The organism is Actinomadura sp. NAK00032 (genome assembly GCF_013364275.1).
GTDB lineage: Bacteria > Actinomycetota > Actinomycetes > Streptosporangiales > Streptosporangiaceae > Spirillospora.
Window position 1 is genome coordinate 5,361,936 of record NZ_CP054932.1, and the last position, 22,074, is coordinate 5,384,009.

Below are 22,074 nucleotides of genomic sequence, written 5' to 3' on the forward strand. Positions count from 1 at the left end.
TCGTTCGCCGTCAGTGGCCGAGCAGGGCTCGGCGGAGGTGGACAGGGAAGACCCTGGTGCGGTACCAGGCGGACGCGTAGGCGTCGTCCGCCGGCGCGATCTCGCCGAGCCCGGCCGCGGCCGCCGCCGCCACGGTCTCCGCGTTCAGCGGTTCGCCGAGGAGGGCCGCCTCGACGGCCCTCGCCCGCTGGGCGCGGGGGCCGACGCCGCCGAGGGCGACGACGATCCGGGTGACGACCCCCGCCGTCTCGGTGACACCGGCCGCGACCGTGACGAGGGACGCGGAGTTGAAGCGCCGGCGGGCCGCCTTCAGGTACCTGAAGGCGCCGGGCGCGGGGAGTTCGAAGGCGACGTCGGTGACCAGGCCGGCCGGAGCCTCGGCGGCGACGAACTCCGCCACGGGCAGCTCGCGCGTCCCGGCCGGCTCGGCGACGGCGACGCGTGCGCCGAGGGCGATCAGGGCGACCGCGAGGTCCCCGTGCGGCCGGCGGGCGAACAGGTTCCCGCCGACCGTCGCGAGGGTCCGCACCGGCACCGACGCGATCGACCGCACGACGGGGTCGAGGAAGCCGAGCGCCGGGTCGCGCTCCACCTGCGCGAGGGTCGCCGCCGCCCCGAGCCGCGCCGTCGTTCCGGAGACCCGGACGGTCCCGAGGCCGGCGCGGCGCAGGCTCACCAGCTCGGTCGGGGGCGAGGCGTGGTCGTTGAGCCAGGGCATCATGCTCGTCCCGCCCGCCACGACCGTCGCGCCCGACGCCATCAGGCTCAGGACGGTCGCCATGTCGTCGGGGACATGAACCTCAGTCAGCATGCGCATCCTTTTATCGATATCGATAATTACAGTAGGACGTCTCACTATGCTGGTCAACAGCACAGCTGCGAGCCGTCGCGGAGACGGCCATCGGGACACATTGGAGGACGGTGCGTGACCACCGAAGCACGAGGCGCCGGCGCCCCCACGCCTCGTCAGTCGAAGCCGCTTCTGAGCGCGAACATCCGGGACGGCCTGGTGGAACTCATCGTGTCGGGCCGGCTCAAGAGCGGGGAACGGCTCGTCGAGACCAAGATCGCCGCTGACTTCGGGACGAGCCAGGCCCCCGTCCGCGAAGCGCTCCGCGAGCTCGAGGGGCTGGGGCTCATCAAGAGCGTCCCCCGCCGGGGGCGGCACGTGCTGCCGTTCATCGAGCAGACGATCCGCGAGGCGTACGTCGTCCGCGCCGCGCTGGAGGAGGCCGCGACACGGCTGGCCCTGCTCAACGGGCGGCTGCCCTTCGAGGCCATGCACGGCGACGTCGAGGACATGTACCGGTGCGCCGAGGTCGAGGACGTCCGCGCCATGGGCCTGGCGAGCACGAGGTTTCACCGCCGAGTGGTCGTGGCCAGCGACAACTTCCTGCTGGAACGGGCTTGGGAGGCGTTGCAGATCGAGGCGCGGACGGCCATCGCCCTCATGGTGGCCGGTCCCGACCTCGCCCACGTCGCCGACGAGCACAAGGAGCTGCTGGAGGTGCTCGAACGAGGCGATCTGGAGGAGGCCTGCATGCACGCGCGCACGCACCAGTGGGCCTACGCGGACCTTCCCCATGACATGCACGGCGCGGCGCGGACCGTCCGCCATGACGGCGGCGGGTCGCCCGCTTCCGGCGGCTGAGGCGCGCCGGCCGGAGGACCGGATGGCGCCGGCCCTGCGAGCCGGCGCCACCGGGCGGGTCATTTGAAGCCGATGCTCATGTAGTTGTCGACGTTCTCCTTGGTCACGACCGCCGAGTACGCGGTGACCGAGGCCGGGACGTCCTTCTCCGCCATCTCCCCCAGCCCCCTGCCCTGCGCGATGAGGCGGGCCAGGCTCACCGCCGAGGCCGACATGATCGGGCTGTACAGGACCGTCGCCACGACGGGTCCCTTGCCGGACTTGATCTGCTGCATCACATGGGCGGAACCCGCGCAGCCCACCATGAAGAACTCGTCGCGGCCCGCCTGCTTGATCGCCGCCTCCACGCCGATCCCCTGGTCGTCGTCCTGGTTCCAGATCGCGTCCACCTTGGAGTGGGCCTGGAGCATCTGGGCGGCGACCTTCTGGCCGGTGGCGGCGGTGAAGTCGCCGGCCTGCCGGTCGGTGACGGTCAGCCCGAAGTTGGCCAGCCCGGCCTTGAACCCCGCGCTCCGCTGCTGGGTGAGCTCCAGGTTGTCGAGCCCGGCGATCTCCAGGATGACGGGGTCCTTCTTGCCCTTCAGCCGGTTCCCGATGTAGTTGCCGGCGCTGACCCCCGATCCGTAGTTGTCGCCGCCGACCCACGTGCGGTACGCGACGGGGCTGGAGAAGACGCGGTCGAGGTTGACGACGGGGATGCCCGCGTTCATCGCCTTCGTCGCGACCTCGGTCAGCGCCTTCCCGTCGTAGGGCAGGATGACGATCGCGTCGACCTTCTTGTTGATCATCGACTGGACGGCGGCGATCTGGATCGCCACGTCGTTGGTGCCCTCGGTGGCCTCCAGCGTGACATCGGAGTAGCTCTTCGCCCGCGTCCTGGCGTTGGCCGTGATGGCGGCGATGAAGCCGTGGTCGGCCGCCGGGGCCGAGAAGCCGATCGTCACGTGCTTGCCGGGGGCGGCGTCGTCCCCGCCTCCGCCCTCGGCCGCCTCCGCGGCGCCGCTCGTCTTGGCCGCGTTGCTCGTGCAGGCCGTGAGGAGCGCGCCCCCGCCGACCGCGGCGCCGCTGAAGAGAAGCTTGCGACGGTTCAGACCGCCGTCCTCGAAGAACTTCATGGAATGCAGAATCCTTCTATGTGGGGTGGTGTTTTTCGGCGGCACAGAACGGCCGCCAATTCCGAGAGGGATCGCCCTAGCTCGCCGACCGCTGCGTCCGCCGCTGCAGCAGAACGGCGCCGACGATGATGGCCCCCTTGGCCAGTTTCTGGATCGGCGAATCGAGGCCGTTCAGGATGAAGATGTCGGTGATGGTGGTGAATACCAGGACGCCGAGGACGGTTCCGACGATGGTGCCGCGGCCGCCGCTCAGCAGCGTTCCGCCGACGATGACGGCCGCGATGGCGTCCAGCTCGTACAGAGTGCCGAGAGTGCTCGCGCCGGTGTTGGTCTGGGCGACGGTCATGACCGCCGCGATCCCGACGCAGAATCCGGAGAGGACATAAAGCAGGACGGTGTGCCGCCGGACATTGATTCCGGCGAATCGTGCGGCTTCCTTGTTGCCTCCCACCGCGATGGTGCGGGCACCGAAGTTCGTCCGGTTGAGGACGAACCAGCTGACGACGGCCACCACCGCGAACATGTAGACGATGACCGGCAGCCCGAGCACCTTCTTGAACAGCAGATCGGCCAGGGCCGGCTGGGTGAGCAGCTGCGACTGCCTGTTGGAGATGAACTCGCCCAGCCCCTGGGCGGCCACCAGCATCGCGAGGGTGACGATGAACGGGACGAGGTCGCCGTAGGCGATGAGGACGCCGTTGACCAGTCCGCATCCGAGCCCGACGAGGATCGCGCACAGCGCCATGACCCATGGCCCGTACGACTGGGTGGCGACCGTGGTGCACCAGACCGTCGCCAGGCCGAGGACCGAACCGACCGACAGGTCGATCCCGCCGCCGATGATGACGAACGTCGCTCCGACGCTGACCACTCCGATCACGCTGGCGAGCGTGAGGATCGTGACGATGTTGCTCCACCGCAGGAACGCGTCGCTCGTGGCCGCCCCGACGATCATCAGGAGGACGAGCACGAGGACCAGTCCGATATTGCGCGCCTCCCGCACCCGGCCGAGGCCGGCGAGCGCCGGAGCGGACGGCGCCGGCGGCGCGGCCGCCTCGGCGGCGGCGGTTCGCTCTTCGGTACGGCCGTTCACCTGGCCACCCCGTCCAGTTCCACAGTTACGTTCCCTTCCATGACGGTGTCCAGGACCTGCTGTTCGGTGATGTCGGCCGCCGGCACGTCCGAGATGAGGCGCCCTTCCCGCAGCACCAGGACCCGGTCGGCGAGGCCGATGACCTCGGCTATCTCGCTGGAGACGACGACGACGGCCAGCCCCTGGTCCGCCAGTTCGCGGACGAGGCCGTAGATCTCCGCCCGCGCCGCGGCGTCGACTCCCCGCGTCGGCTCGTCGAGCAGCAGCACGCGGCATCCGTAGATCAGCCACCGGGCCAGCACGACCTTCTGCTGGTTGCCGCCCGACAGCCGGCGGACGGGGACGCGCGGGTCGGCCGGCCGCAGATCCAGCTTCGATCCGTAGGCGCTCCCCTGCTCGAGCTCCTTGTCCAGCTGGAGCCAGCCCAGCCGCGACACCCGCGCCAGCGAGGAGAGGCTCATGTTGCGCGCGACGCTCTCGCCCAGGGCCAGCGCCTGGCTCTTGCGCTCCTCCGGTGCCAGCCCGACCCCGGCCCGCATCGCGGCGGCGATGCTGCCGGGCTTGAGCGGTTCGCCGCCGACCGACACGCGTCCCCGCGCGGCCTTGCGCGCACCGAAGATCGTTTCGAGGATCTCCGACCGCCCCGACCCGACCAGGCCCGCGATGCCGACGACCTCTCCGGCCGCCACCGCGAAGGACACGTCCTCGAACTCGTGCCGCCGCGACAGCCCGGCCACCTCGAGCACGGGCGCGCCGCCGTCTCCGGGACCCGCGGCGCGCTCGGGGAAGGCGCGCTCGACGGCCCGCCCGGACATCAGCGTGACCACCTCCTCGGTACTGGTGGTCTTGGCATCGAGGTCGGCGCCCACCGTCCGGCCGTCCTTCAGGACGGTGATGCGGTCCCCGATCTCGCGAATCTCCTCCAGCCGGTGCGAGATGTAGATGACGCCGACCCCGTCGGAGCGGAGTTCCCGGATGATCCGGAAGAGGTTCGCCACCTCGTCGTGCGACAGGGCGGCGGACGGCTCGTCCATCACGATGATCTTCGCGCTGCGGGACAGCGCGCGCGCCATGCTGACGATCTGCTGCCCCGCCGGGGCGAGCCCGCCGGCGGGCTCCGCGGGGTCGATATCGGGGTGCCCGAGCCTGGCCAGCAGCTCCGCGGCCTGCCGGTTCTGCCGCTGCCGCCGCGTCACGCCCCAGGCGGCGATCTCCTGCCCCAGGAAGACGTTGCCCGCCACCGACAGCCCGTCCACGAGGTCGAGCTCCTGGTAGATGGTGGCGATGCCCGCCGACGACGCGGCGACCGGGCTCCTGAACTCCAGTTCCCGGCCCTCGACCCGGATCACTCCCCCGTCCGGGCGGTGCACGCCGGCCAGCACCTTGATGAGCGTCGACTTCCCCGCGCCGTTCTGGCCCAGGAGGCAGTGGACCTCCCCCCGGCGCACCTCCAGATCCACTCCGGACAACGCCTGAACACCGGGGAAGGCCTTGGTGATCCCCACCATCTCGAGAACTGTGGCGTCCACGCTGCTCCCTAACTATCGATATCGATAATTACTGTAGAGGTGAGCTACGCCACAGGTCAACGGTCAGCCCCCCGGCCCGGCAGCGGGCCGGGACCGGTCGTTGGAGGTGGTGAACAGCCCGCTCTCGGAGTCCGGGCCAGCGGAACGAGGCCCTCGCACCTGCGAAATCGCGCGGCGCCGGCGTTCACAGCGCCACGGCCGGGCGGGGGGCGCGGTCTCCGGCGGCGGTCAGGTGACTGCGTCGCGTAGGGCGAACGCGGCCAGGTCTCGTGCGCGGGCGGCGGCGGGGAGGGCGTGGTCGAGTCCGTGGAAGCCGTGAAACGTCCCGGGGAATCGATGCGCCCGCACCGGTACGCCGACCTCGGACAGTCGCGCGGCGTACGCCTCGCCCTCGTCGCGCAGGGGGTCGCATTCGGCGGTGATGACGCAGGCCGGCGGCAGCCCGGACAGGTCGGCGGCGCGGAGCGGGGACGCGCGGGGGTCGAGGCCGCGCGAGGGGTGGGGCAGGTACTGCTGCCAGTACCAGCATGGCCGCCGCCGTGAGGAAGACCGCGAGCAGCAGGACTGGGCCCGCGCCGTGGACACCGCGGTCTGGCGCTTCGGCACTCTCAACGTGCTGGTCAACAACGCCGGCATCCTTCGGTGCCGACTGCTGTCGGACATGACCGAGGGGCAGCTCCGCCAGGTCCTCGACGTGAACCTCGTCGGCCCGTGGCTGGGCATGAAGGCGGTCGCCGAACCGATGAAGGCCGCGGGCGGCGGCGCGATCGTCAACACCTCCTCCATCGAGGGCTACGCCGCCGCCGCGGGCCTGTCGGCGTACGCGACCGGCCTCGGACGAGTCCGCCCACTGCACCGGCACCGAGATCCTGGTCGACGGCGGCCTCCTCAGCGGCCCCGGCTACTAGGTCGCGGCGGCTCAGTCCCGCAGTTCCTCGCCGGTGGGGACGGGGCCGCCGCCCTCGGGGATCCAGCGGCCCGAGTCGCGCCACTTGACCGCCTCGTGGAAGCCGTGGGCGGCCGCGAACTCCTGGAACCAGCGGCCTTCGGGCGAATGGCGGGTGATGCCGTCGAAGAGCGTCGCCAGGATCTGGGTGCCGTGCAGGCCCATGTTGTCGTAGGCCTGGTTGATCATGAGCTTCTGCATGGCGAGCTGGTTGACCGGGACGCCCGCCATCCGGTCGGCCAGCTCCTCCACGCGGTCCCGCAGCCCGTCCGCGGGCACCGCCTCCAGCACCAGCCCCCACTCGGCGGCGGTGCGGCCGTCGATGGTGTCGCCGGTCAGCAGCATGCGCTTGGCGCGCTCGGCCCCGAGCCGGTACACCCACATGGCCGTGGTGGGGCAGCCCCAGACCCGCGCCGGCATGTACCCGATGCGGGCGTCCTCGGCCATCACCACCAGATCGCAGGACAGCGCGATGTCGCTGCCGCCGGCGACGGCGAAGCCGTGCACCTGGGCGATGGTGGGCTTGAGGGAGCGCCACAGGGAGAAGTAGTCGTCGGTGAACTGCTTCATCACCGCGAAGTCCTTGATCGGGTCCCACACGGGGTCGCCGCCGGACGAGCCCTGCGTGCCCTGGCCGTCCTCGGCGGAGATCTTCAGGTCGTAGCCGCTGCAGAATGCCCGTCCCGAGCCGCGCAGCACGATCACATGGACCCGAGGGTCGGTGTTGGCGCGCTTCACCGCCGCCGCCAGGTCGCCGGGCATGTGGAAGTCGATCGCGTTCAGCCGGTCGGGCCGGTTGAGCGTCAGGTACGCCTTGCGGTCAGCGACCTCGTACAGGACCGTCGAGGGCCGTTCTTCGTTCATCGTTCCTCCTTCTGGGAGCCGGGGCCGGCCAGCAGCGGCCGGACGACCTCGACCCACCGCTCCAGCAGCGCGTCCCGGTCGGCGTCCTCGCGGTAGAGCACGTCGGAGATGGCCATGCCGCGCAGCAGTTGCACGGTCAGCTCGGCGACCAGCGGGTATCCCGGCATCCCGGTGACCTCCGGGCCCAGGATCTCGCCGACCACCCGGAACAGGTCCCGGCGCGCCGCGCCCTCGGCCCGCCGCAGCACCCGCCACAGGCGCGGATTCGTCCGGGCCACCGCCCACAGCTCCAGCTCCGCGCCGAACGACGGCCGCCGCAGCACCGCGCGCAGCACCCGCACCCCTCGCAGCAGCGCGTCCCCCGACGCGGGCACCGCGTCGAGCTCCTCCCGCACCGCGTCCTCGTTGCGCTGCACCAGCCGGCCGACCGCCGCCCCGAACAGCTCCTCGTGAGTGGCGAAATGGTGCAGCAGCGCGCCCCGGCTCACTCCGGCCCGCCGCTGCACCTCCACGGTCGTGGTCGCGGCGACACCCGCCTCGACCAGCGATTCGACCGCCGCCTCCACGATCCGGGCCCGCGTCGCGACCCGCTGCTCCTCACGCTTGGACATCCCTCTCCATTTCACAGTCAGCACCGACTGTGAAGCGCACGATCTCACAGTCACTGCTGACTGTAAAGAGCCGCCCCCTGCCGCCCGGTGCGAGCCGGGCCGGGAACTTGCTTGAATAGATGGGCTGACACCGCGACCCTCACCGCGGAGGGCCAGTCATCGGCTCCCCCGGCTACATGTCCCCCGAGCAGATCCACGGAACGCGGCTCACACCGGCCGCCAGCGGTTCCGGGCGGGACGGGTCGGCGACGACCGAGCGCAGGTCGGCGCCGACGTGTTCGCCTACGGCGCGGTGCCGGCCTTCGCCGCCACCGGGCGCCCGCCGTTCGGCGAGGGCGCGGTCCCCACGATCATCCATCGGACGCTGCACGAAGAACCCGACCTGCGCGGCGTCCCGGCCTCCCTGGCTCAACTGGTGGCCGCCTGCCTCAGCCGGGACCCCGACCGGCGTCCGTCCGCGAAGCTGCTGCCGGCGCTGCTCACCGCCCGGACGGCCACGCCCGGCTGGCTCCCCTTTCTACTCAAAGGGAAAGGCGCCTTCATCCTGGACAGTCCACATCTGGTCGCCCTCGATGCCCGCACCGGCAAGCGTCTCTGGTCGGCCGACAGCCCCGCGCCCAACACCGCTCCGCTGGTCGCCGCCGGCGGGCTGATCTGCACCGGCGTGGCCGGCACCACGGGCTCGGGACTCTATGCGTGGGACGCCGAGACAGGCCGAATCATCTGGAATTACCCCCTGACAACCCCCGCCTCCACCAAGCAATGGGAATTCGGCACCAACGGATCCATCCTCGCCGCCGCGCACGGCAACGCACTTCTCGCCTTTCACCTCGGCCGAACCCATCACGACCTCCGTCTCACACCAGGGCGCGGAAACCTGAAGATCGATGCCAGTCTGGTTGTGAGACTTCCTCGGATTTGAGGTTCGTGGTTCCATGTGTACCGAGCAAGCGTTTGGGATGGAAGCGAAGCGCTGAGCGAGGGAGTACCGGATGGGCCCGCGGTTTCTCCGGAGGTTATGGCTGCCCCTGGCGGCCGCGGCCGTGCTGGTCCTCGGCCTGGTGCAGGCGGCGCAGGCGCACATCGAGCGGCCGTCGTACTGGCCGGCTCCCGGCCCCGACTGCTCCGTCAGCCCGTGCGCGGGCGGGACGGTGCCGACACCGCGGAGCCTGGCGTCGGCGCTCGAGACCGACACGGGGAGCACGACCCGCGTGGTGTGCCGGCCGGATTCACTGGAACGACTGGACGCCTCGATCAAACGGGCGCTCAAGTCGGGCTACAACGTCCGCCCGCACGACCACCGGACGCTCAGCGCCACCCAGGCGCGGGCCCTGAAGCAGATCAACCGGGCGCTGTTCGACCGGTGCCGGTACAGCGAGATCCAGCCCGCGGTGACCGATTCGCGGAACAACGACCGGGTCGTGGTGCTGCCAGGTGTCTACACCGAGCCGACGGCGCGCCAGAAGCCGACCCACGACCCCGCGTGCGACCAGTACAAGCTGAGCACGGGCGCGTACTCCTACCTCGGCGAGTACACCTGCCAGAACGACGCCAACCTGATCGCCGTGCTCGGCCGGGCCCCCGGCGCCGGCCAGGACCCGGACCCGCCGCTCGTCGACCGGCACGGCATCCCCAACCGGGGCGCGTGCGTGCGCTGCAACCTCCAGCTCGAAGGGTCGGGCGTGAGCGCCGACGACGTGGTGGTGGACGCGGGCGACCCGTCGTCCGGCAACGGCGGGCCGCGCAACTCGGTGAAGGACGTGGGCATCCGCGCCGACCGGGCCGACGGCTTCGTGCTGCGGAACCTGACCGTCCGGCACGCCGAGGAGCACGACATCTACGTGCTGGAGAGCAACGGGTACCTGCTGGACAGCTTCAAGACCTTCTACGCGGGCGAGTACGGCGTGCTCACCTTCGTCGAGGACCACGGCGTCATCCAGAACTGCGAGGCGGCCGGCAACGGCGACTCCGGCCTGTATCCGGGGTCGGGCGCGAAGACCGGGGCCGGACGCGACGAGCGCGTCTACCCGACCGCGCGCTACAGCCAGGAGATCCGCTACTGCGACTCGCACCACAACACCAGCGGTTACTCGGGCACCGACGGCAGCGCCACGTGGGTGCACCACAACAACTTCTACGACAACGGCCTCGGCTTCACCACCGACGTGTTCACCGCCGCCGGACATCCCGGATTCCCGCAGCAGGGCGACCTCGTCGAGAACAACGACTTCTTCTCCAACAACTTCAACCCGTACCTGGCAGGCAGCGACGTGGTGCCGACCGTCCCGGTCCCGGTGGGGACCGGGATGTGGATCGCCGGCGGTGACGACAACGTCGTCCGGAACAACAGGTTCCGCGACAACCTGCGGCGCGGTGCCATGCTGTTCGCCGTCCCGGACGCTTTCGTCTGCGCCGACCAGCCCATGACGGGCTGCGACCCGCTGAAGCTGTCCACCTCGCACCGCAACCAGTTCTACGGCAACCGGATGACCGGCAACGGCCTGGACTTCTGGTGGGACGCCTTCCCCGGCAACACCGGCAACTGCTGGTACTCCAACGGCACCGTCACCACCTCGCCCGGCAACCTGCCGGACTGCCTGAACGGCAAGGCGCCCTTCCTCAGCTTCGGGTTCGGCAACCTGGGCAACGAACTCGAACTGCTCACCTGCATGGCCAACCTGAAGCCCGGCGGCCCGTGCCCCTGGTTCACGACCCCCGAGGCCACCGCGCCGGCCGCGTCCCGAACGGCTCCCGCCGACGGCCACGAGCACCCCGGGACGAGCGAACTCGACGACGCGATGCTCGCCGCGATGACCTGCCATTCCTGGCAGGAGATGACGACCGCCCAGCGCGACCACATGCTGGCCGAGATGGCGGTGTTCATGGGCGGCCAGATCGACCATCCGGGGGCGCGCGGCACGACGCTGAGCAACAAGAACGCGACCAGCGTCCTCAACAACGCCTGCGGACTGCCCTTCGCGGGCCCGTTCAAGCTCTACAAGCTCTACGCCCGAGCCGCGGCCTTCCCCCTGCAACTCCCGTAACGGCTCACAGGACCGGCGCGGGCTCGATGCGCCCGGGCCGGTCCTGTGCCGTCACACCAGGATCCGCAACGGATTCTCGATCAGGGATATGAAGGTGCGCAGCCACTCGGCGGCGACCGTGCCGTCGACGGGGCGGTGGTCGACCGACAGCGTCACCTGCATCACCGTGCCCACCGCCAGTTCGCCGTCGCGGACGACGGGCTGCCGTCTCGCGGCTCCGACGGCGAGGATCGCCGCCTGCGGCGGGTTGATGATGGCGGCGAACTCCTCGGTCCCGTACATCCCCAGATTGGTGACGGTGAGGGTGCCGCCTTCGAGTTCGTCCGGGCGGAGGCGGCCGGCCCGGCCGCGGGCCGCGAGGTCCCGCAGCCGCGCGGCGAGGGCGCCGACCGGGATGCCCTCGACACCGCGGACCACTGGTGTGACCAGCCCGTCGCCGGTGCTGACGGCCACGGCGATGTCCACCGTGGTGAACGACTGGACCGCGGTGGGGGTCCAGATCACGTTGGCCTTGGGGACCAGCGTGTGCGCGCGGGCGGCGGCCTTGACGACCAGGTCGTTGAGCGAGATCTTCACCGCCCCTTCGGCGTTCAGCTCGGCCCGCAGGGCCAGCAGCCTGTCGACCTGGCAGCTGCCGCGCAGGTAGAAGTGGGGGACGGTCTGCTTGCTCTCGGTGAGACGGGACGCGATCGCCGCGCGCATGCGCGAGTGAGGGATCTCGGCCGGACGGGCGGCGGCCGGCTCCCGCGGACCTGCCGCCTCCTGCGGACCGGCCGCCTCCCGCGGAGCCGCCACCTCCTGCGGACCGGCCGCCGCATCGATGTCGCGGCGGACGATCCGGCCGCCCGGACCGGTCCCCCGCAGGTCCTCCAGCCGCAGCCCCGCCTCCTTGGCCAGGCGGCGGACCAGAGGGCTGGCGAAGATCCGCTGGGGCGGCTCCTCCTCCGTGGAGGGGCCGGGCCTCGCGGCGGCCGCGGGAGCGGGAGCGGCGGCGGGCGCCGGGGGCGCGGCGGTCGCTCCGAGGAGTGCCTGGAGTTCGCCGATCTGCTCGCCGGGTTCGCCGAGCACGGCGATCGGTGCCCCGACCGGGACGGAGGTCCCCTCCCGGACCAGGGTCTTGAGCAGCACACCGGCCGCCTCCGCCTCGATGTCGACGGCGGCCTTGTCGGTCTCGACGGTGGCGATCGGGTCGCTCGCAGCGACGGCCGTGCTCTCGGCCACGAGCCATGTGGCGAGGAGGGCCTCGCCGGTGTTGGCGGCGATCTCCGGCATGCGGACGATGGTGGCCATGGTCAGGAACCCGCGATCTCGGTGAGCTTGGTGATGACTTCCCCGGTCCCGGCGATCGCGGCGCGTTCGAGGACCTTGCTGATGCTGGGTGAGGCCTCGCCGCCGGTGACGCGTTCGACGGGCGCGTCCAGCCAGTCGAAGTGGCGGCGCTGGATCTCGTCGGCCAGCCATCCGCCGTAGGAGGTGCCGAGCGCGCCCTGCTCGGCGATCAGCACCCGGTTGGTCTTGCGGATGCTCGCGCCGATGGTGTCCCAGTCCAGGCTGGCGCGGTCCAGCCAGCGCAGGTCGATCACCTCCGCGTCGACGCCGGCGGACTGGACGGCGTCGAGGACGGGCCCGACCATGGCGAGGTAGGTGAGGACGGTCAACTCCGCGCCGGGCCTGCGGACGGCGGCCCGGCCGGGCGGGATGCAGTGGTCGAGGTCCTCCACCGGGGCCTGGCCCGTCGCGGTGTACAGGTCGACGTGTTCGAGCACGATGACCGGGTCCTTGCAGCGCAGCGCGCTGTTCATCAGCCCGACGTAGTCGAACGGGGTCGACGGCGCGACGATCCGCCAGCCGGGCGCGGTCGCCATGATCCCGGCGGGGTCCATGGAGTGCTGCGAGCCGTAGCCGGTGCCCATCGCCACCTTGCTGCGCAGGACCAGCGGCACGGGACCGTCACCGCCGAACATGTGCCGGGCCTTGCCGATCTGGTTGAACAGCTGGTCGGCGGCCACCCACATGAAGTCGGCGTACATGAACTAGACGACGGGGGTGTGGCGGCCGTCGATGGCGATGCCGCCGGCCAGCCCGGCGAAGGCGTTCTCGCTGATCGGGGTGCCGAGCACCCGGTCGGGGTGGGCCTCCTTGAGGCCGCGGGTGGCGCCGTTGGTGCCGCCTTTCAGCCGGTGCACGTCCTCGCCCATGACCACGATGGAGGGGTCGTCCGCCATCCTCCTGCCCATCACTCCCGCGACGGCGTCGACGAACCTGACCTCGGCGAGAGCCCCGGTGAAGGTGGCCTGCTCGGCGACGGGTGCGCCGGCGAACTCGCTGAGGTCGCCGCGGATGCCGACGTCGCGGAACTCCGGGTCGGGCCACTCGGCGGGCTTGATCCGCCGCCCGCCCCGCTTCGCGCCGGGGTCGTCCTCCAGGAGGGTGTCGCCGAGGTCCGCCATGACAGCCTTGGCGCGTGCGGTGAGGCCCGCGATCTGTTCGTCGGTGAGCAGGCCGCGCCGGACGAGATGCCCGGACAGCCGGGTGATCGGGTCCCGCTCGCGCCACCGCTTCTCCTCGTCCTTGCTGCGGTAGCCGAACGCGCTGCCCGGGAAGGACCCGTTCTGGTGGAAGTAGCGGTAGACATCGGCTTCGATCAGGGTCGGGCCGCGGCCGGCGCGCATGTGCTCGACGGCCTCGCCCATGGCGAGGTGGACCGCGAGCGGGTCCATCCCGTCGACCTTCCAGCTCGCGACGCCGAAGCCGGGGCCGCGGCCGGACAGCCGCGGCTCGCCGGTCGCCTCGCGGACGTGGGTGGACACCGCGTACCGGTTGTTCTCGATGAAGAAGCAGACCGGCAGCCGCCACGCCGCCGCCAGGTTGAACGTCTCCAGGGTGGAGCCGATGTTGACGGCGCCGTCGCCGAAGTAGGTGACCGAGACGGCGTCGGTGCCGGCCTGCCGGTGCGCCCACGCGAACCCCGCCGCCTGCGGGACGCCGCCGCCGACGATGGCGTTGGTGCCCATCGCCCCGGCCTCCTTCCACCGCAGGTGCATCGACCCGCCCCTGCCGTGGCTGAACCCGCGGTCGAGCCCGCAGATCTCGGCGAGGGTGCGCAGCAGCAGGTCGCGGACGTCCGCCGGGATCTCCGCGCGCGGGTCCAGGCCCTTCGGCGCGAGGTGGCCGAGCGCCTTGGCGAGGAACTGGTGGTGCCCGCGTGCGAGCCGTTCACGGTGTCGGCGCTGGTCAGAAGCAGCGCTGAGCCGACCGCGCCGCCCTCCTGCCTGATGCTGGAGTGCGCGGGCCCGTGCACGAGTCCCGCGCCCGCGAGTTCGAGGACGTACTCCTCGAAGGTGCGGATGAGGACCAGCTGGGCCAGCATCGTCTCGAGGGTCGCGGGCGCCGCCGCGTCCCAGTCGTCGTCGGTGGCGGCGATCTCGACCCACGGCGCGTCGGGTCGCAGTGGCTGGTGCCGGGTCATGCCGGGCTCTCCTGTTCGCGGTCGAATGCCTTGCCGCCGGGGTAGGAGACCAGCTCGAACTGCATCCCCCAGGGCGCGAGGAAGTAGACCCATCGCTGCCCTTCGCTCGGCCCCCGGCTCCTGGTGGGCTCACCGAGCACCGTCACGCCGCGGCCCTTCAGGTGGGCGACGGCCGCGTCGAGGTCGTCGACGTACAGGGCGACGTGGTGGCCGCCGATGTCGCTGTTGCGCGGCTGCTCGGTGCGCTGGCCGGGCGACGCGTACTCGAAGACCTCGAAGATCGCCTGGGTGCCGCAGCGGAAGAAGTGCAGCCGCCGCATCACCGCACGCGGGTCCACGTTCAGGTGGTCCGCCATCCAGCCGCCGCCGTCGTCGCGGAACGGGCCGAGGCTGTAGAGGTACTCGCAGCCGATCACGTCCACCAGGAAGCGGCGTGCCTCCTCCAGGTCGGGGACGGTGAACCCGAGGTGGTCCACGCCCGCCAGGCCCGGCAGCCCCGTTCCGGTCGCCGGGCCGCTCACCAGGTCACCGCCATGTACGTGGATTCGAGGTAGTCGAGCATCCCCTCGTGCCCGCCCTCCCGGCCGAGGCCGCGCTGCTTGACACCGCCGAAGGGCGCGGCGGGGTCGCTGACCAGGCCCCGGTTGAGCCCGACCATGCCGGACTCCAGCGCCTCGCCGACCCGCAGCGCGCGGGCCAGGTCGCCGGTGTAGACGTAGGAGACCAGCCCGTACTCGGTCGCGTTCGCGGTCGCGACCACCTGCGCCTCGTCGGTGAAGGCGACGATCGGCGCGACCGGGCCGAAGATCTCCTCGCGCAGCAGCGCGGCGTCCGCCGGCACGTCCACCAGGACGGTCGGCTCGAAGTAGAAGCCGGGCCGGTCGGGGCGCCCGCCGCCGGTGACGGCCCGCGCGCCGCGGCCGACCGCGTCCCGCACCAGTTCGTCCACCTTCGCGGCCGACCGCTCGTTCACCAGCGGCCCCACCTCGGTGGACGGCTCCGTGCCGGGCCCGACGACCAGCGCGGCCATCCGGCCGGCGAGCCGGCGGCCGAACTCCGCCGCCACCGGTTCCTCGACGTAGAAGCGGTTGGCGGCGGTGCACGCCTCCCCGGCGTTGCGCATCTTCGCGACCATCGCGCCGTCCACGGCGGCGTCGAGGTCGGCGTCGGCGAAGACCAGGAAGGGCGCGTTGCCGCCGAGCTCCATCGAGGTGTTCAGCACCTGCTCGGCGGCCTCGCGCAGCAGGATCCGGCCGACCTCGGTGGATCCGGTGAACGACAGCTTGCGGACGCGCGGGTCGCGCAGCATTCCCGCCACGACCGGCCCCGAGCGGCGCGCCGGCAGCACGTTCACCACGCCCGGCGGGACCCCGGCGTCCTTCCTGCTGCAGCGCATCGACGACAACTACGACCACTGGGCCGAGGCCTTCCCCGACCGGCCCAGCAAGCTGCTGCGCAACATGTGGTACGACACGGCGAACTTCCACGCCCCATCGCGCGGTGCACGATCGACAGCTTCGGCATCGACCGCATCCTGCTCGGCAGCGACTTCCCGTACTTCCAGAACGATCTCTACACCCGGGCCGTGCGCTACGTCGAGGAAGCCGGTCTCACCGCCGAGCAGGTGACCCGGATATTCGAGACGAACCCCGCCGAACTTCTCGGGCTCGGCGGCACGGCACCGTAGGAACCCGCCGCACGGAGGGTCTCGCGCGGGCGGTGGCGGCGGTCTGCCGTCAGTCGTCTCGCGCGCTGAACAGATCGTCGGCCACGAGCGCGACGTGCAGCGACACCCTGACGTCCGGGTCGTCGAGGTCGACGCCCAGGACCGCCTCGATCTTCGCGAGGCGGTCGTAGAAGGCCGCGCGGGACAGGTGCAGGCCGGCCGCGGCCTCGGTCTTGCTCGCCGGATGGTTCAGCAGTGCCCGCAACGCGGCGAGGAGGTCGGTCCTCGCCCCCTCGGCGCGGTCGTGGTCCTTGAGGGGCGACAGTTCCCGGTCGACGAAGAGCTGAAGGCGCTCGTCCTCGCCGAACAGGGCCAGGAGGCCGCGCAGGTGCAGGTCCTGGAGCCGGTGGACGTCCGGGTCGCGGTCGCGGCGGGCCTGCGGTGCCGCGTCGGCGACCTGGCCGGCCTCCAGCATCGTCCGCGCGATGCCGGAGCGGTCGGGGACCGCGCGCCCGGCGGCGACGATCACGTCGTGCCGCCGGGCGAGCCGGTCGCCGAGCCGGTCGGCCATGGCGTCGGCGTCGGCCGAGGACGGGACGGAGATGAGGACGCGCAGGTCGCGTTCGACCTCGCACACGAGTGCGGGCAGCCGGAGGCCGTGGGCGTCGCGGACGACCGCGGCCGCGAGTTCGCCGGGGTCGGCCTGCGGACGGCCGCTGATCCGGGGCCGGACGACCAGGCCCAGGAACCGGCGCCGCCGGACCGGGAACCCCGCCAGCTCGCACCGGCGGAGCACCTCGGGCGAGTCCGGGGCGGTGCGCAGGCCGGTGAGGATCTCCTGGTGGGTCCGCCGCATCAGGTTGCCCCGGTCGCGGTCGTGCAGCCGGTGCAGGGCGAGCGCCGCGGCGGCGCGCTCGGCGACCGCGATCAGCCGCTGCGACGGCGGTGCGGGCGAGCCGATGACGAGGCGTCCCCAGTCCCGCTCGGTGGTCCCGAGCCGGGTCACCAGCCACCCGTTGCCCGCGTCCCAGCCGGTGCGCCCGGCCACGGCGACCCGCTTGGACCGGGCCGGCCACCCGTCGAGGAATCCGCTCATGTCCTCTGGACCCGCGAGGTAGTCGAGCGGCCTGTGCTCGGCGTTCTCGACCACGACGGGTCCCCCGGTCAGGCGCTGGACCGCCTGGAGAATCTCTGCTGGGCCCGCCTGGCCGAAGCTGAGCTCGGTGAACGTCTCGTGGACGCGCTGGGCGTCCCGGAGCTCCGCGAGCTGCTCGTCCACGACGCGCTCGCCGATCTCCTGGGCGAGCGCCGCGAAGCGCGTCTCCTGGTTGAGGACCACGAGCGGGACCGCGAGCGCTTCGCACGCTTCGACGAGGGCGGCCGGCGGCTCGGCGTCCCACCGGCGTCCCAGCTCCACGACGAGGCCGACGCTCTCGACCTCGGCGAGTTCCTGGACGAAGGCCCGCAGCCCCTCCTCATCCGAATCCGGCGGGAGTCCGGTGCCCATCGTCAGCACCAGGTCGCCCGCGCGGAGCAGTTCGCCCACGTCGATGCGCTCGGTCGCGTGGACCCAGCGGATCGGACGCTCCAGGCCGGCCCGTCCCGCGACCACCTGAGGCGCGGCGCGCCGGAACGCCGGGAGGGCCAGCGCCTCGGCCAGAGTCACCTGAGCCACGAAACCACCCTCCCGCTCCGCACCGGGGCGACACATTGTCGCCCCAATTGCCGTAGAGCCTACGTTCCGCCACCCATCCGCGGGGACGACGCCGGAGAGGATGAAGCCATGGGAGTCGAATACGCCGGGACGGCGGACGCCTGGGGGCAGGTGACCAATCCCGCGACGGGCCGGGTGACCGGCAAGGTCGCCCTCGCGAGCGAGGCCGACGCCGCCCACGTGATCCAGTCGTCCGCCAGGGCCGCGACCGGTTGGGGGAACACCTCCCTGGCCCGGCGCACAACATCGCCCTTTACGTCGGGCCCGCGATGCTCACCAAGCCGCCGCGGGGGTCGTTCAGCAACCTCGCCGACGCTGTTCTGGCGCGACGCAGGCCTGTCCGGAACCGCCTTCAGTCCGTACCAGGTGGTACATGAGGCGTACGACAACACCAACTAGGGCGACAGCCGGGAACCCTCGTCGACTTCACCCCGCCGTCCGCGCAGACGACTGAACAACGGGAAACCACGTGACACCGCACCAGACCGCCTACGAACGCAACGCACCCGACGCCGGCGTCGTCCAACGCGCCCTGGCCGAGACCAAGCGATCGGTCTACTGGCTCGAAGAAGCCGGCGCCCGTCCGCGGTTCCCGGAGCTGACCGCTGCGCGCAAGGCCGACCTCACGATCGTCGGCGGCGGGTACCTGGGCCTGTGGACCGCCGTACACGCCAAGCGCCGCGATCCCGGCCTGAGAGTGGTGCTCCTGGAGGCGAAGACGGTCGGCTGGGCGGCGTCCGGGCGCAACGGCGGGTTCTGCGAGGCCTCCATCACCCATGGCGACGAGAACGGCCGGGCCAGATGGCCCGAGGAGTTCGACACGTTGCAGAGGCTCGGCGAGGAGAACCTGGACGCGTTCGAGCGGGACGTCCGAGACCTGGCCCTCGACTGCCACTGGGAGCGCACCGGGACACTCACCGTCGCGGTGGAGGAGCACCAGGTCGCGTGGCTCCACGGAGCACCCGGCGAGTTGGACCGCGCGGCGGTCCAGGCCGAGATCAACAGCCCGCTGTTCCTCTCCGGAGCGGTCGATCCGGACGGCTGCGCGATGGTCCACCCCGCTCGCCTCGCCCTGGAACTCGCCCGTGTCGCCGCCGAGATGGGCGTTGAGATCCACGAGCACTCCCCCGTCACCGGACTGCGCACGGCGAGCGGCGCCGTCGAGGTGCGCACCGTCCGCGCCGCGGTGACGTCCGGCCGAGTGGTCCTGGCCACCAACGTGTTCCGGTCGCTGGTGCGCCGCAACCGGCTGATGACGGTCCCGGTCTACGACTACGTCCTGATGACCGAGCCGCTCACCGGCGAGCAGATGGCGTCCATCGGCTGGAGCGATCGCCGGGGGCTCGCCGACCTGGCGAACCAGTTCCACTACTCGCGTCTGACCAGGGACAACCGCATCCTCTTCGGCGGGTACGACGCGGTGTACCACACGGGCCGGATGGTCAAGGAGCGCTACGAGGAGCGTCCCGAGACCCATGCCAGGCTCGCCTCGCACTTCTTCGCGACCTTCCCGCAACTGGAGGACGTCAGGTTCAGCCACCGCTGGGCCGGCGCCATCGACACCTGCACCCAGTTCACCGCCTTCTACGGCCTGACCCACCGCGGCCGCGTCGCGCACGCCGCCGGATTCACCGGCCTCGGCGTCGGAGCCACCCGGTTCGCCGCGGAAGTGCTCCTCGACCTCCTCTCCGGTGAGTCCACCCCGCGGACCGAACTGGAGATGGTGCGCAAGCGTCCGCTGCCGTTCCCACCCGAGCCCTTCGCCAGCGTGGGAATCAACCTGACCCGCTGGTCTCTCGACCGCGCCGACCACCGGCGCGGCAAGCGCAACGCCTTCCTGCGCGCCCTCGACGCGGCCGGACTGGGCTTCGACTCCTGACGACCGGAAGCCGCAGAGGATGCGCCGGACCGTAGGGGGCTCAGCGCAGGACGGCCGCCAGCAGGTCGGGCCCCAGCGACGTCAGATCGGGCAGGTTGAGGGTGTAGCGGACGTACCGCCCCTGCCGTCGGGAGGTGAGCAGGCCCGCGCGGCGCAGGACGGCGAGGTGCCGGGAGACCTCCGGGGGTGAGAGTTCCCAGGCTTGGGCCAGCTCACCGGTGGTGTGGGGGCCGCGGGCCAGGGTGCGCAGCAGCCGCAGCCGTACGGGATGCGCGAGTGCCTCCAGCCGCAGCGTGACCGTTTCCAGCGATACCGGCTCCGGTGGACTCGCCTCGGCCACGGGGTACTGCACCACCGGTCGCCACCCCGGCGCGTGGACCGCCACCAGGTGCGGGCGGCCGAAGACGCTGGGGAGGAAGGTGACTCCTGTGTCGTGGGCGGCGGTCGCGTTGTCCTGCAGCTTGTCCACGATGATGCGGTCGCCGTCCGGCGTCAGGGTCACGGCGCTGGAGACCGATGCGAGTGCGGCCCTGATGCCCTGGCGCCTCAGCAGGTCGTTCTTCAGGCGCAGGTCGGTGGCCAGTTGCGCGGCGACGCTCGTCCAGGCGGCGTCGAAGAAGGCCTCGGCGCACTGTTCGAGGGTGCTGCGCACCCGCGCCCGCACGGCGGCCGGGTCTGCGAGCAGCCGTTCCGCGAAGGCCTCCTGGAGCGCGCCGCGGGCCTGGGCCCGGTCCAGGGCACGCTCGCGCGCCGTCGCGTCGGCGAGCGGCGACGGCGCGGCGAAGTGGACCCGGTTGCTGCCGCACGTGGTGATGAGCGCGGCGGTCACATAGGTTTCGTCGTCGATCCGGTCCACATCGTCCAACTCCTCGGCGAGGGTGGGCCGCGGACGGGCGGGGACCAGGAAGTCGGCCCGTGAGGAACGCCAGAGGAACTCCGCCTCCCGGAGCCGCTCGGCCAGCTCCGGCCGCAGCCCGGCCCAGACGTCCGCGGCCCAGCCGGCGAGCTGCGGGTGGTGCCCGGGTTCGGCGAGCACGTGCAGCATCGCGGTCAGCTCGGCCAGCGGGGACGCGGCGAACCGCAGCCGCCCGGACGGCGGGCCGCCGATGTCGATCCTCAACGTCATCCCCCCATCATCGCTGGTCGGACGGCCCGCGAACGCGTCGATTGACGGTGTCCGTCAATCGACCACGGTCGGTCCCGCGACCGAGCGCACCGTTGACGCCATGGCAGCCACCACCAAGCTCCAGCCGCGTGCCCTCGTCCGTGCCTCCGGAGGCCCCCGCTATGCCGTCGCCCTGGTCGTGGACGCGCTCGGCACCGGCCTGCTGCGGCCGTTTCTGCTGCTGTACGGGGTGACGGTGCTGGGGCTGTCCGCACCGAGCACCGGCATCGCCATGACGGCCGGCGTCGTCGTGGGTCTGGTGTGCATGCCCGCTGTCGGCCGATGGCTGGACAAGGGCGCGCGCAGCACGGTCGTGGCAGCGTCGATGCTGGTACGGGTGCTGGGCGTGGCGCTGCTGCTGGCCGCCCCGGCGGGGCACGTCTGGCTGTTCGCGACGGCGGCGCTGTTCCTCGGCATCGGCAACCAGGCCTGGCCGGCCGCCCACGCCGCCCTCGTGGCCACGGTCGCCCACGGCCGCGAACGCGACGCCGCCCTCGCGGGAGGCCGCGCCCTGCGCAACGCCGGACTGGGCATGGGCGCCCTCCTCGCCACCGCATGCCTGGCGGGCGGCACCAGCGCGCTGCAGGCGCTGGCAGCCGTCACCGGGCTCGCCTATCTCGCCGCGGCGGCCTTGGCATGGTCGGTCCACGTGCACGCGCATCCGGCCGCCACCCCGGCCAACGACTCGGCCGACGGCCCCGCACCTCGAATGCGCGCGCTGCTGGCCGCCAACGTGATCTATGTCTTCTGCCTCAACGTCCCCGAGATCGCGCTCCCCCTGATCCTGGTGACCCAGCTGGACGCCTCCCCGGTGTGGTCGGCGGCCATCTTCGTGACCAACACCGTGCTGGTGGTCACGCTGCAGGTACCGGTCACCGTCCTGCTGTCCCGCCTCTCCCGGCGGATCGTGCTGGCTCTCGCCGGCGTGGTGATCGCCGCGTCCTACCTCGGTTTCCTCGCGGCCGCCTCGCTGGGACACGGCTGGAGCGCCCCGGCCATCGCGGCGGTGTCCGTGGTCTGCACGATCGGCGAGATCATCTACGCCGGCAGCGCCACGGCGCTGGTCACGGCCCTCGCCCCGGCCCCTGTCCTGGGACGCGCCCTGACCCGCTTCCAGCTCTCCACGGGCTTCGGCCTCGCCGTCTCCCCGGCGGTCATCACCGCTCTCGCCTCCCGCGGCCCGGCCGCCCTCTGGGGCACCCTCACCGCCGCGACGCTCCTCTCCGCCACCGCCGTCGCCACCGAGAAGGACCACGGGACGCGGCTCAGCGAGCACCGCCGCCGGGCACCCGCAAGCTCGTGAGCCCGGCGACGCCACCCGACGACAT

19 protein-coding genes and 3 pseudogenes are annotated in these 22,074 nt (G+C 71.9%); 8 read left to right on the forward strand and 14 right to left on the reverse strand.

Annotated elements, in window-relative coordinates; translation table 11 throughout:
- Positions 1 to 10: 10 nt before the first annotated feature.
- The gene (locus tag HUT06_RS25010; RefSeq protein WP_176197957.1) at positions 11 to 811 is read right to left on the reverse strand and encodes a xanthine dehydrogenase family protein subunit M; all 801 of its coding nucleotides are present in this window, start codon (positions 809 to 811) and stop codon (positions 11 to 13) included.
- Between the two features lie 114 nt (positions 812 to 925).
- Here HUT06_RS25010 and HUT06_RS25015 point away from each other — a divergent pair, with 114 nt between their 5' ends.
- On the forward strand, positions 926 to 1,651 hold the full coding sequence (locus HUT06_RS25015) for a GntR family transcriptional regulator (RefSeq protein ID WP_176197958.1): 726 nt from the start codon (positions 926 to 928) through the stop codon (positions 1,649 to 1,651).
- Between the two features lie 59 nt (positions 1,652 to 1,710).
- On the opposite strand, the gene HUT06_RS25020 is transcribed toward HUT06_RS25015, so the two are convergent.
- The 4 genes from HUT06_RS25020 to HUT06_RS45285 form a co-directional block, all read right to left on the reverse strand.
- Complete coding sequence (locus HUT06_RS25020) at positions 1,711 to 2,766, reverse strand: substrate-binding domain-containing protein (RefSeq protein ID WP_176197959.1); 1,056 nt, start codon at positions 2,764 to 2,766, stop codon at positions 1,711 to 1,713.
- A gap of 76 nt (positions 2,767 to 2,842) precedes the next feature.
- A complete protein-coding gene (locus HUT06_RS25025) occupies positions 2,843 to 3,859 on the reverse strand; it encodes an ABC transporter permease (RefSeq protein ID WP_254715369.1) in 1,017 nt (338 codons plus the stop codon).
- Positions 3,856 to 5,388, reverse strand: coding sequence for a sugar ABC transporter ATP-binding protein (locus HUT06_RS25030; protein ID WP_254715370.1), 1,533 nt, complete (start codon positions 5,386 to 5,388; stop codon positions 3,856 to 3,858). The genes HUT06_RS25025 and HUT06_RS25030 overlap by 4 nt, the downstream gene beginning before the upstream one ends.
- A gap of 228 nt (positions 5,389 to 5,616) precedes the next feature.
- On the reverse strand, positions 5,617 to 6,012 hold the full coding sequence (locus HUT06_RS45285) for an alpha/beta hydrolase fold domain-containing protein (protein WP_302931831.1): 396 nt from the start codon (positions 6,010 to 6,012) through the stop codon (positions 5,617 to 5,619).
- On the opposite strand from HUT06_RS45285, the pseudogene HUT06_RS44725 reads away from it, so the two are divergent.
- Positions 6,002 to 6,157 (forward strand): annotated as a pseudogene (locus HUT06_RS44725) (SDR family NAD(P)-dependent oxidoreductase); the annotation flags it as partial. The gene HUT06_RS45285 and the pseudogene HUT06_RS44725 overlap by 11 nt on opposite strands.
- A 150-nt stretch (positions 6,158 to 6,307) precedes the next feature.
- On the opposite strand, the gene HUT06_RS25045 reads toward HUT06_RS44725, so the two are convergent.
- Both HUT06_RS25045 and HUT06_RS25050 read right to left on the reverse strand, forming a co-directional pair.
- Positions 6,308 to 7,198 carry a crotonase/enoyl-CoA hydratase family protein gene (locus HUT06_RS25045; RefSeq protein ID WP_176197961.1) on the reverse strand — a complete coding sequence of 297 codons (891 nt, stop codon included), beginning with the start codon at positions 7,196 to 7,198 and terminating at the stop codon, positions 6,308 to 6,310.
- Positions 7,195 to 7,809, reverse strand: coding sequence for a TetR/AcrR family transcriptional regulator (locus HUT06_RS25050; RefSeq protein ID WP_176197962.1), 615 nt, complete (start codon positions 7,807 to 7,809; stop codon positions 7,195 to 7,197). The genes HUT06_RS25045 and HUT06_RS25050 overlap by 4 nt, the downstream gene beginning before the upstream one ends.
- Before the next feature lie 274 nt (positions 7,810 to 8,083).
- Between HUT06_RS25050 and HUT06_RS25055 the strand changes: the two genes are divergently transcribed.
- Together HUT06_RS25055 and HUT06_RS25060 are read left to right on the forward strand one after the other, a co-directional pair.
- Positions 8,084 to 8,731, forward strand: coding sequence for a PQQ-binding-like beta-propeller repeat protein (locus HUT06_RS25055; protein WP_176197963.1), 648 nt, complete (start codon positions 8,084 to 8,086; stop codon positions 8,729 to 8,731).
- Between the two features lie 70 nt (positions 8,732 to 8,801).
- Positions 8,802 to 10,853 (forward strand): right-handed parallel beta-helix repeat-containing protein, encoded by a 2,052-nt coding sequence (locus HUT06_RS25060; protein ID WP_176197964.1) that lies wholly within the window; start codon positions 8,802 to 8,804, stop codon positions 10,851 to 10,853.
- 51 nt (positions 10,854 to 10,904) lie between these two features.
- On the opposite strand, the gene HUT06_RS25065 is transcribed toward HUT06_RS25060, so the two are convergent.
- From HUT06_RS25065 to HUT06_RS25080, 5 genes and pseudogenes are all read right to left on the reverse strand, one after another.
- Positions 10,905 to 12,143, reverse strand: coding sequence for a dihydrolipoamide acetyltransferase family protein (locus tag HUT06_RS25065; RefSeq protein WP_176197965.1), 1,239 nt, complete (start codon positions 12,141 to 12,143; stop codon positions 10,905 to 10,907).
- Positions 12,144 to 12,145: 2 nt separating this feature from the next.
- Complete coding sequence (locus HUT06_RS44730; protein ID WP_302931886.1) at positions 12,146 to 12,619, reverse strand: transketolase C-terminal domain-containing protein; 474 nt, start codon at positions 12,617 to 12,619, stop codon at positions 12,146 to 12,148.
- Positions 12,608 to 14,287 (reverse strand): annotated as a pseudogene (locus HUT06_RS43995) (thiamine pyrophosphate-dependent enzyme); the annotation flags it as partial. The gene HUT06_RS44730 and the pseudogene HUT06_RS43995, both read right to left, overlap by 12 nt.
- A 31-nt stretch (positions 14,288 to 14,318) precedes the next feature.
- Positions 14,319 to 14,843: a VOC family protein gene (locus tag HUT06_RS25075; RefSeq protein WP_176197966.1), complete on the reverse strand. Its 525-nt coding sequence runs from the start codon at positions 14,841 to 14,843 to the stop codon at positions 14,319 to 14,321.
- Positions 14,840 to 15,700: pseudogene (locus HUT06_RS25080) on the reverse strand (aldehyde dehydrogenase family protein); the annotation flags it as partial. The pseudogene HUT06_RS25080 and the gene HUT06_RS25075, both read right to left, overlap by 4 nt.
- An 84-nt stretch (positions 15,701 to 15,784) precedes the next feature.
- On the opposite strand from HUT06_RS25080, the gene HUT06_RS44000 reads away from it, so the two are divergent.
- Positions 15,785 to 16,009: an amidohydrolase family protein gene (locus tag HUT06_RS44000; protein WP_217711437.1), complete on the forward strand. Its 225-nt coding sequence runs from the start codon at positions 15,785 to 15,787 to the stop codon at positions 16,007 to 16,009.
- 49 nt (positions 16,010 to 16,058) lie between these two features.
- Here the strand turns inward: HUT06_RS44000 and HUT06_RS25090 are convergent, their stop codons facing one another.
- A complete protein-coding gene (locus tag HUT06_RS25090; RefSeq protein WP_217711438.1) occupies positions 16,059 to 17,663 on the reverse strand; it encodes a PucR family transcriptional regulator ligand-binding domain-containing protein in 1,605 nt (534 codons plus the stop codon).
- Positions 17,664 to 17,771: 108 nt separating this feature from the next.
- On the opposite strand from HUT06_RS25090, the gene HUT06_RS44005 reads away from it, so the two are divergent.
- Together HUT06_RS44005 and HUT06_RS25100 are read left to right on the forward strand one after the other, a co-directional pair.
- Positions 17,772 to 18,101: an aldehyde dehydrogenase family protein gene (locus HUT06_RS44005; protein ID WP_217711439.1), complete on the forward strand. Its 330-nt coding sequence runs from the start codon at positions 17,772 to 17,774 to the stop codon at positions 18,099 to 18,101.
- A 70-nt stretch (positions 18,102 to 18,171) separates the two neighbouring features.
- On the forward strand, positions 18,172 to 19,581 hold the full coding sequence (locus tag HUT06_RS25100) for an FAD-binding oxidoreductase (protein WP_176197969.1): 1,410 nt from the start codon (positions 18,172 to 18,174) through the stop codon (positions 19,579 to 19,581).
- Positions 19,582 to 19,621: 40 nt separating this feature from the next.
- On the opposite strand, the gene HUT06_RS25105 is transcribed toward HUT06_RS25100, so the two are convergent.
- Positions 19,622 to 20,707: a helix-turn-helix domain-containing protein gene (locus HUT06_RS25105; RefSeq protein ID WP_176197970.1), complete on the reverse strand. Its 1,086-nt coding sequence runs from the start codon at positions 20,705 to 20,707 to the stop codon at positions 19,622 to 19,624.
- A gap of 100 nt (positions 20,708 to 20,807) precedes the next feature.
- Between HUT06_RS25105 and HUT06_RS25110 the strand changes: the two genes are divergently transcribed.
- Positions 20,808 to 22,049, forward strand: coding sequence for an MFS transporter (locus tag HUT06_RS25110; RefSeq protein WP_176197971.1), 1,242 nt, complete (start codon positions 20,808 to 20,810; stop codon positions 22,047 to 22,049).
- Positions 22,050 to 22,074: the final 25 nt, after the last annotated feature.

Bases quoted from the DNA above. Each gene is read 5' to 3' on its own strand.
- HUT06_RS25010 (WP_176197957.1), bottom strand. From the start codon at position 811: ATGCTGACTGAGGTTCATGTCCCCGACGACATGGCGACCGTCCTGAGC.
- HUT06_RS25020 (WP_176197959.1), bottom strand. From the start codon at position 2,766: ATGAAGTTCTTCGAGGACGGCGGTCTGAACCGTCGCAAGCTTCTCTTC.
- HUT06_RS25045 (WP_176197961.1), bottom strand. From the start codon at position 7,198: ATGAACGAAGAACGGCCCTCGACGGTCCTGTACGAGGTCGCTGACCGC.
- HUT06_RS25050 (WP_176197962.1), bottom strand. From the start codon at position 7,809: ATGTCCAAGCGTGAGGAGCAGCGGGTCGCGACGCGGGCCCGGATCGTG.
- HUT06_RS25060 (WP_176197964.1), top strand. From the start codon at position 8,802: ATGGGCCCGCGGTTTCTCCGGAGGTTATGGCTGCCCCTGGCGGCCGCG.
- HUT06_RS25065 (WP_176197965.1), bottom strand. From the start codon at position 12,143: ATGGCCACCATCGTCCGCATGCCGGAGATCGCCGCCAACACCGGCGAG.
- HUT06_RS44005 (WP_217711439.1), top strand. From the start codon at position 17,772: ATGGGAGTCGAATACGCCGGGACGGCGGACGCCTGGGGGCAGGTGACC.
- HUT06_RS25105 (WP_176197970.1), bottom strand. From the start codon at position 20,707: ATGACGTTGAGGATCGACATCGGCGGCCCGCCGTCCGGGCGGCTGCGG.
- HUT06_RS25110 (WP_176197971.1), top strand. From the start codon at position 20,808: ATGGCAGCCACCACCAAGCTCCAGCCGCGTGCCCTCGTCCGTGCCTCC.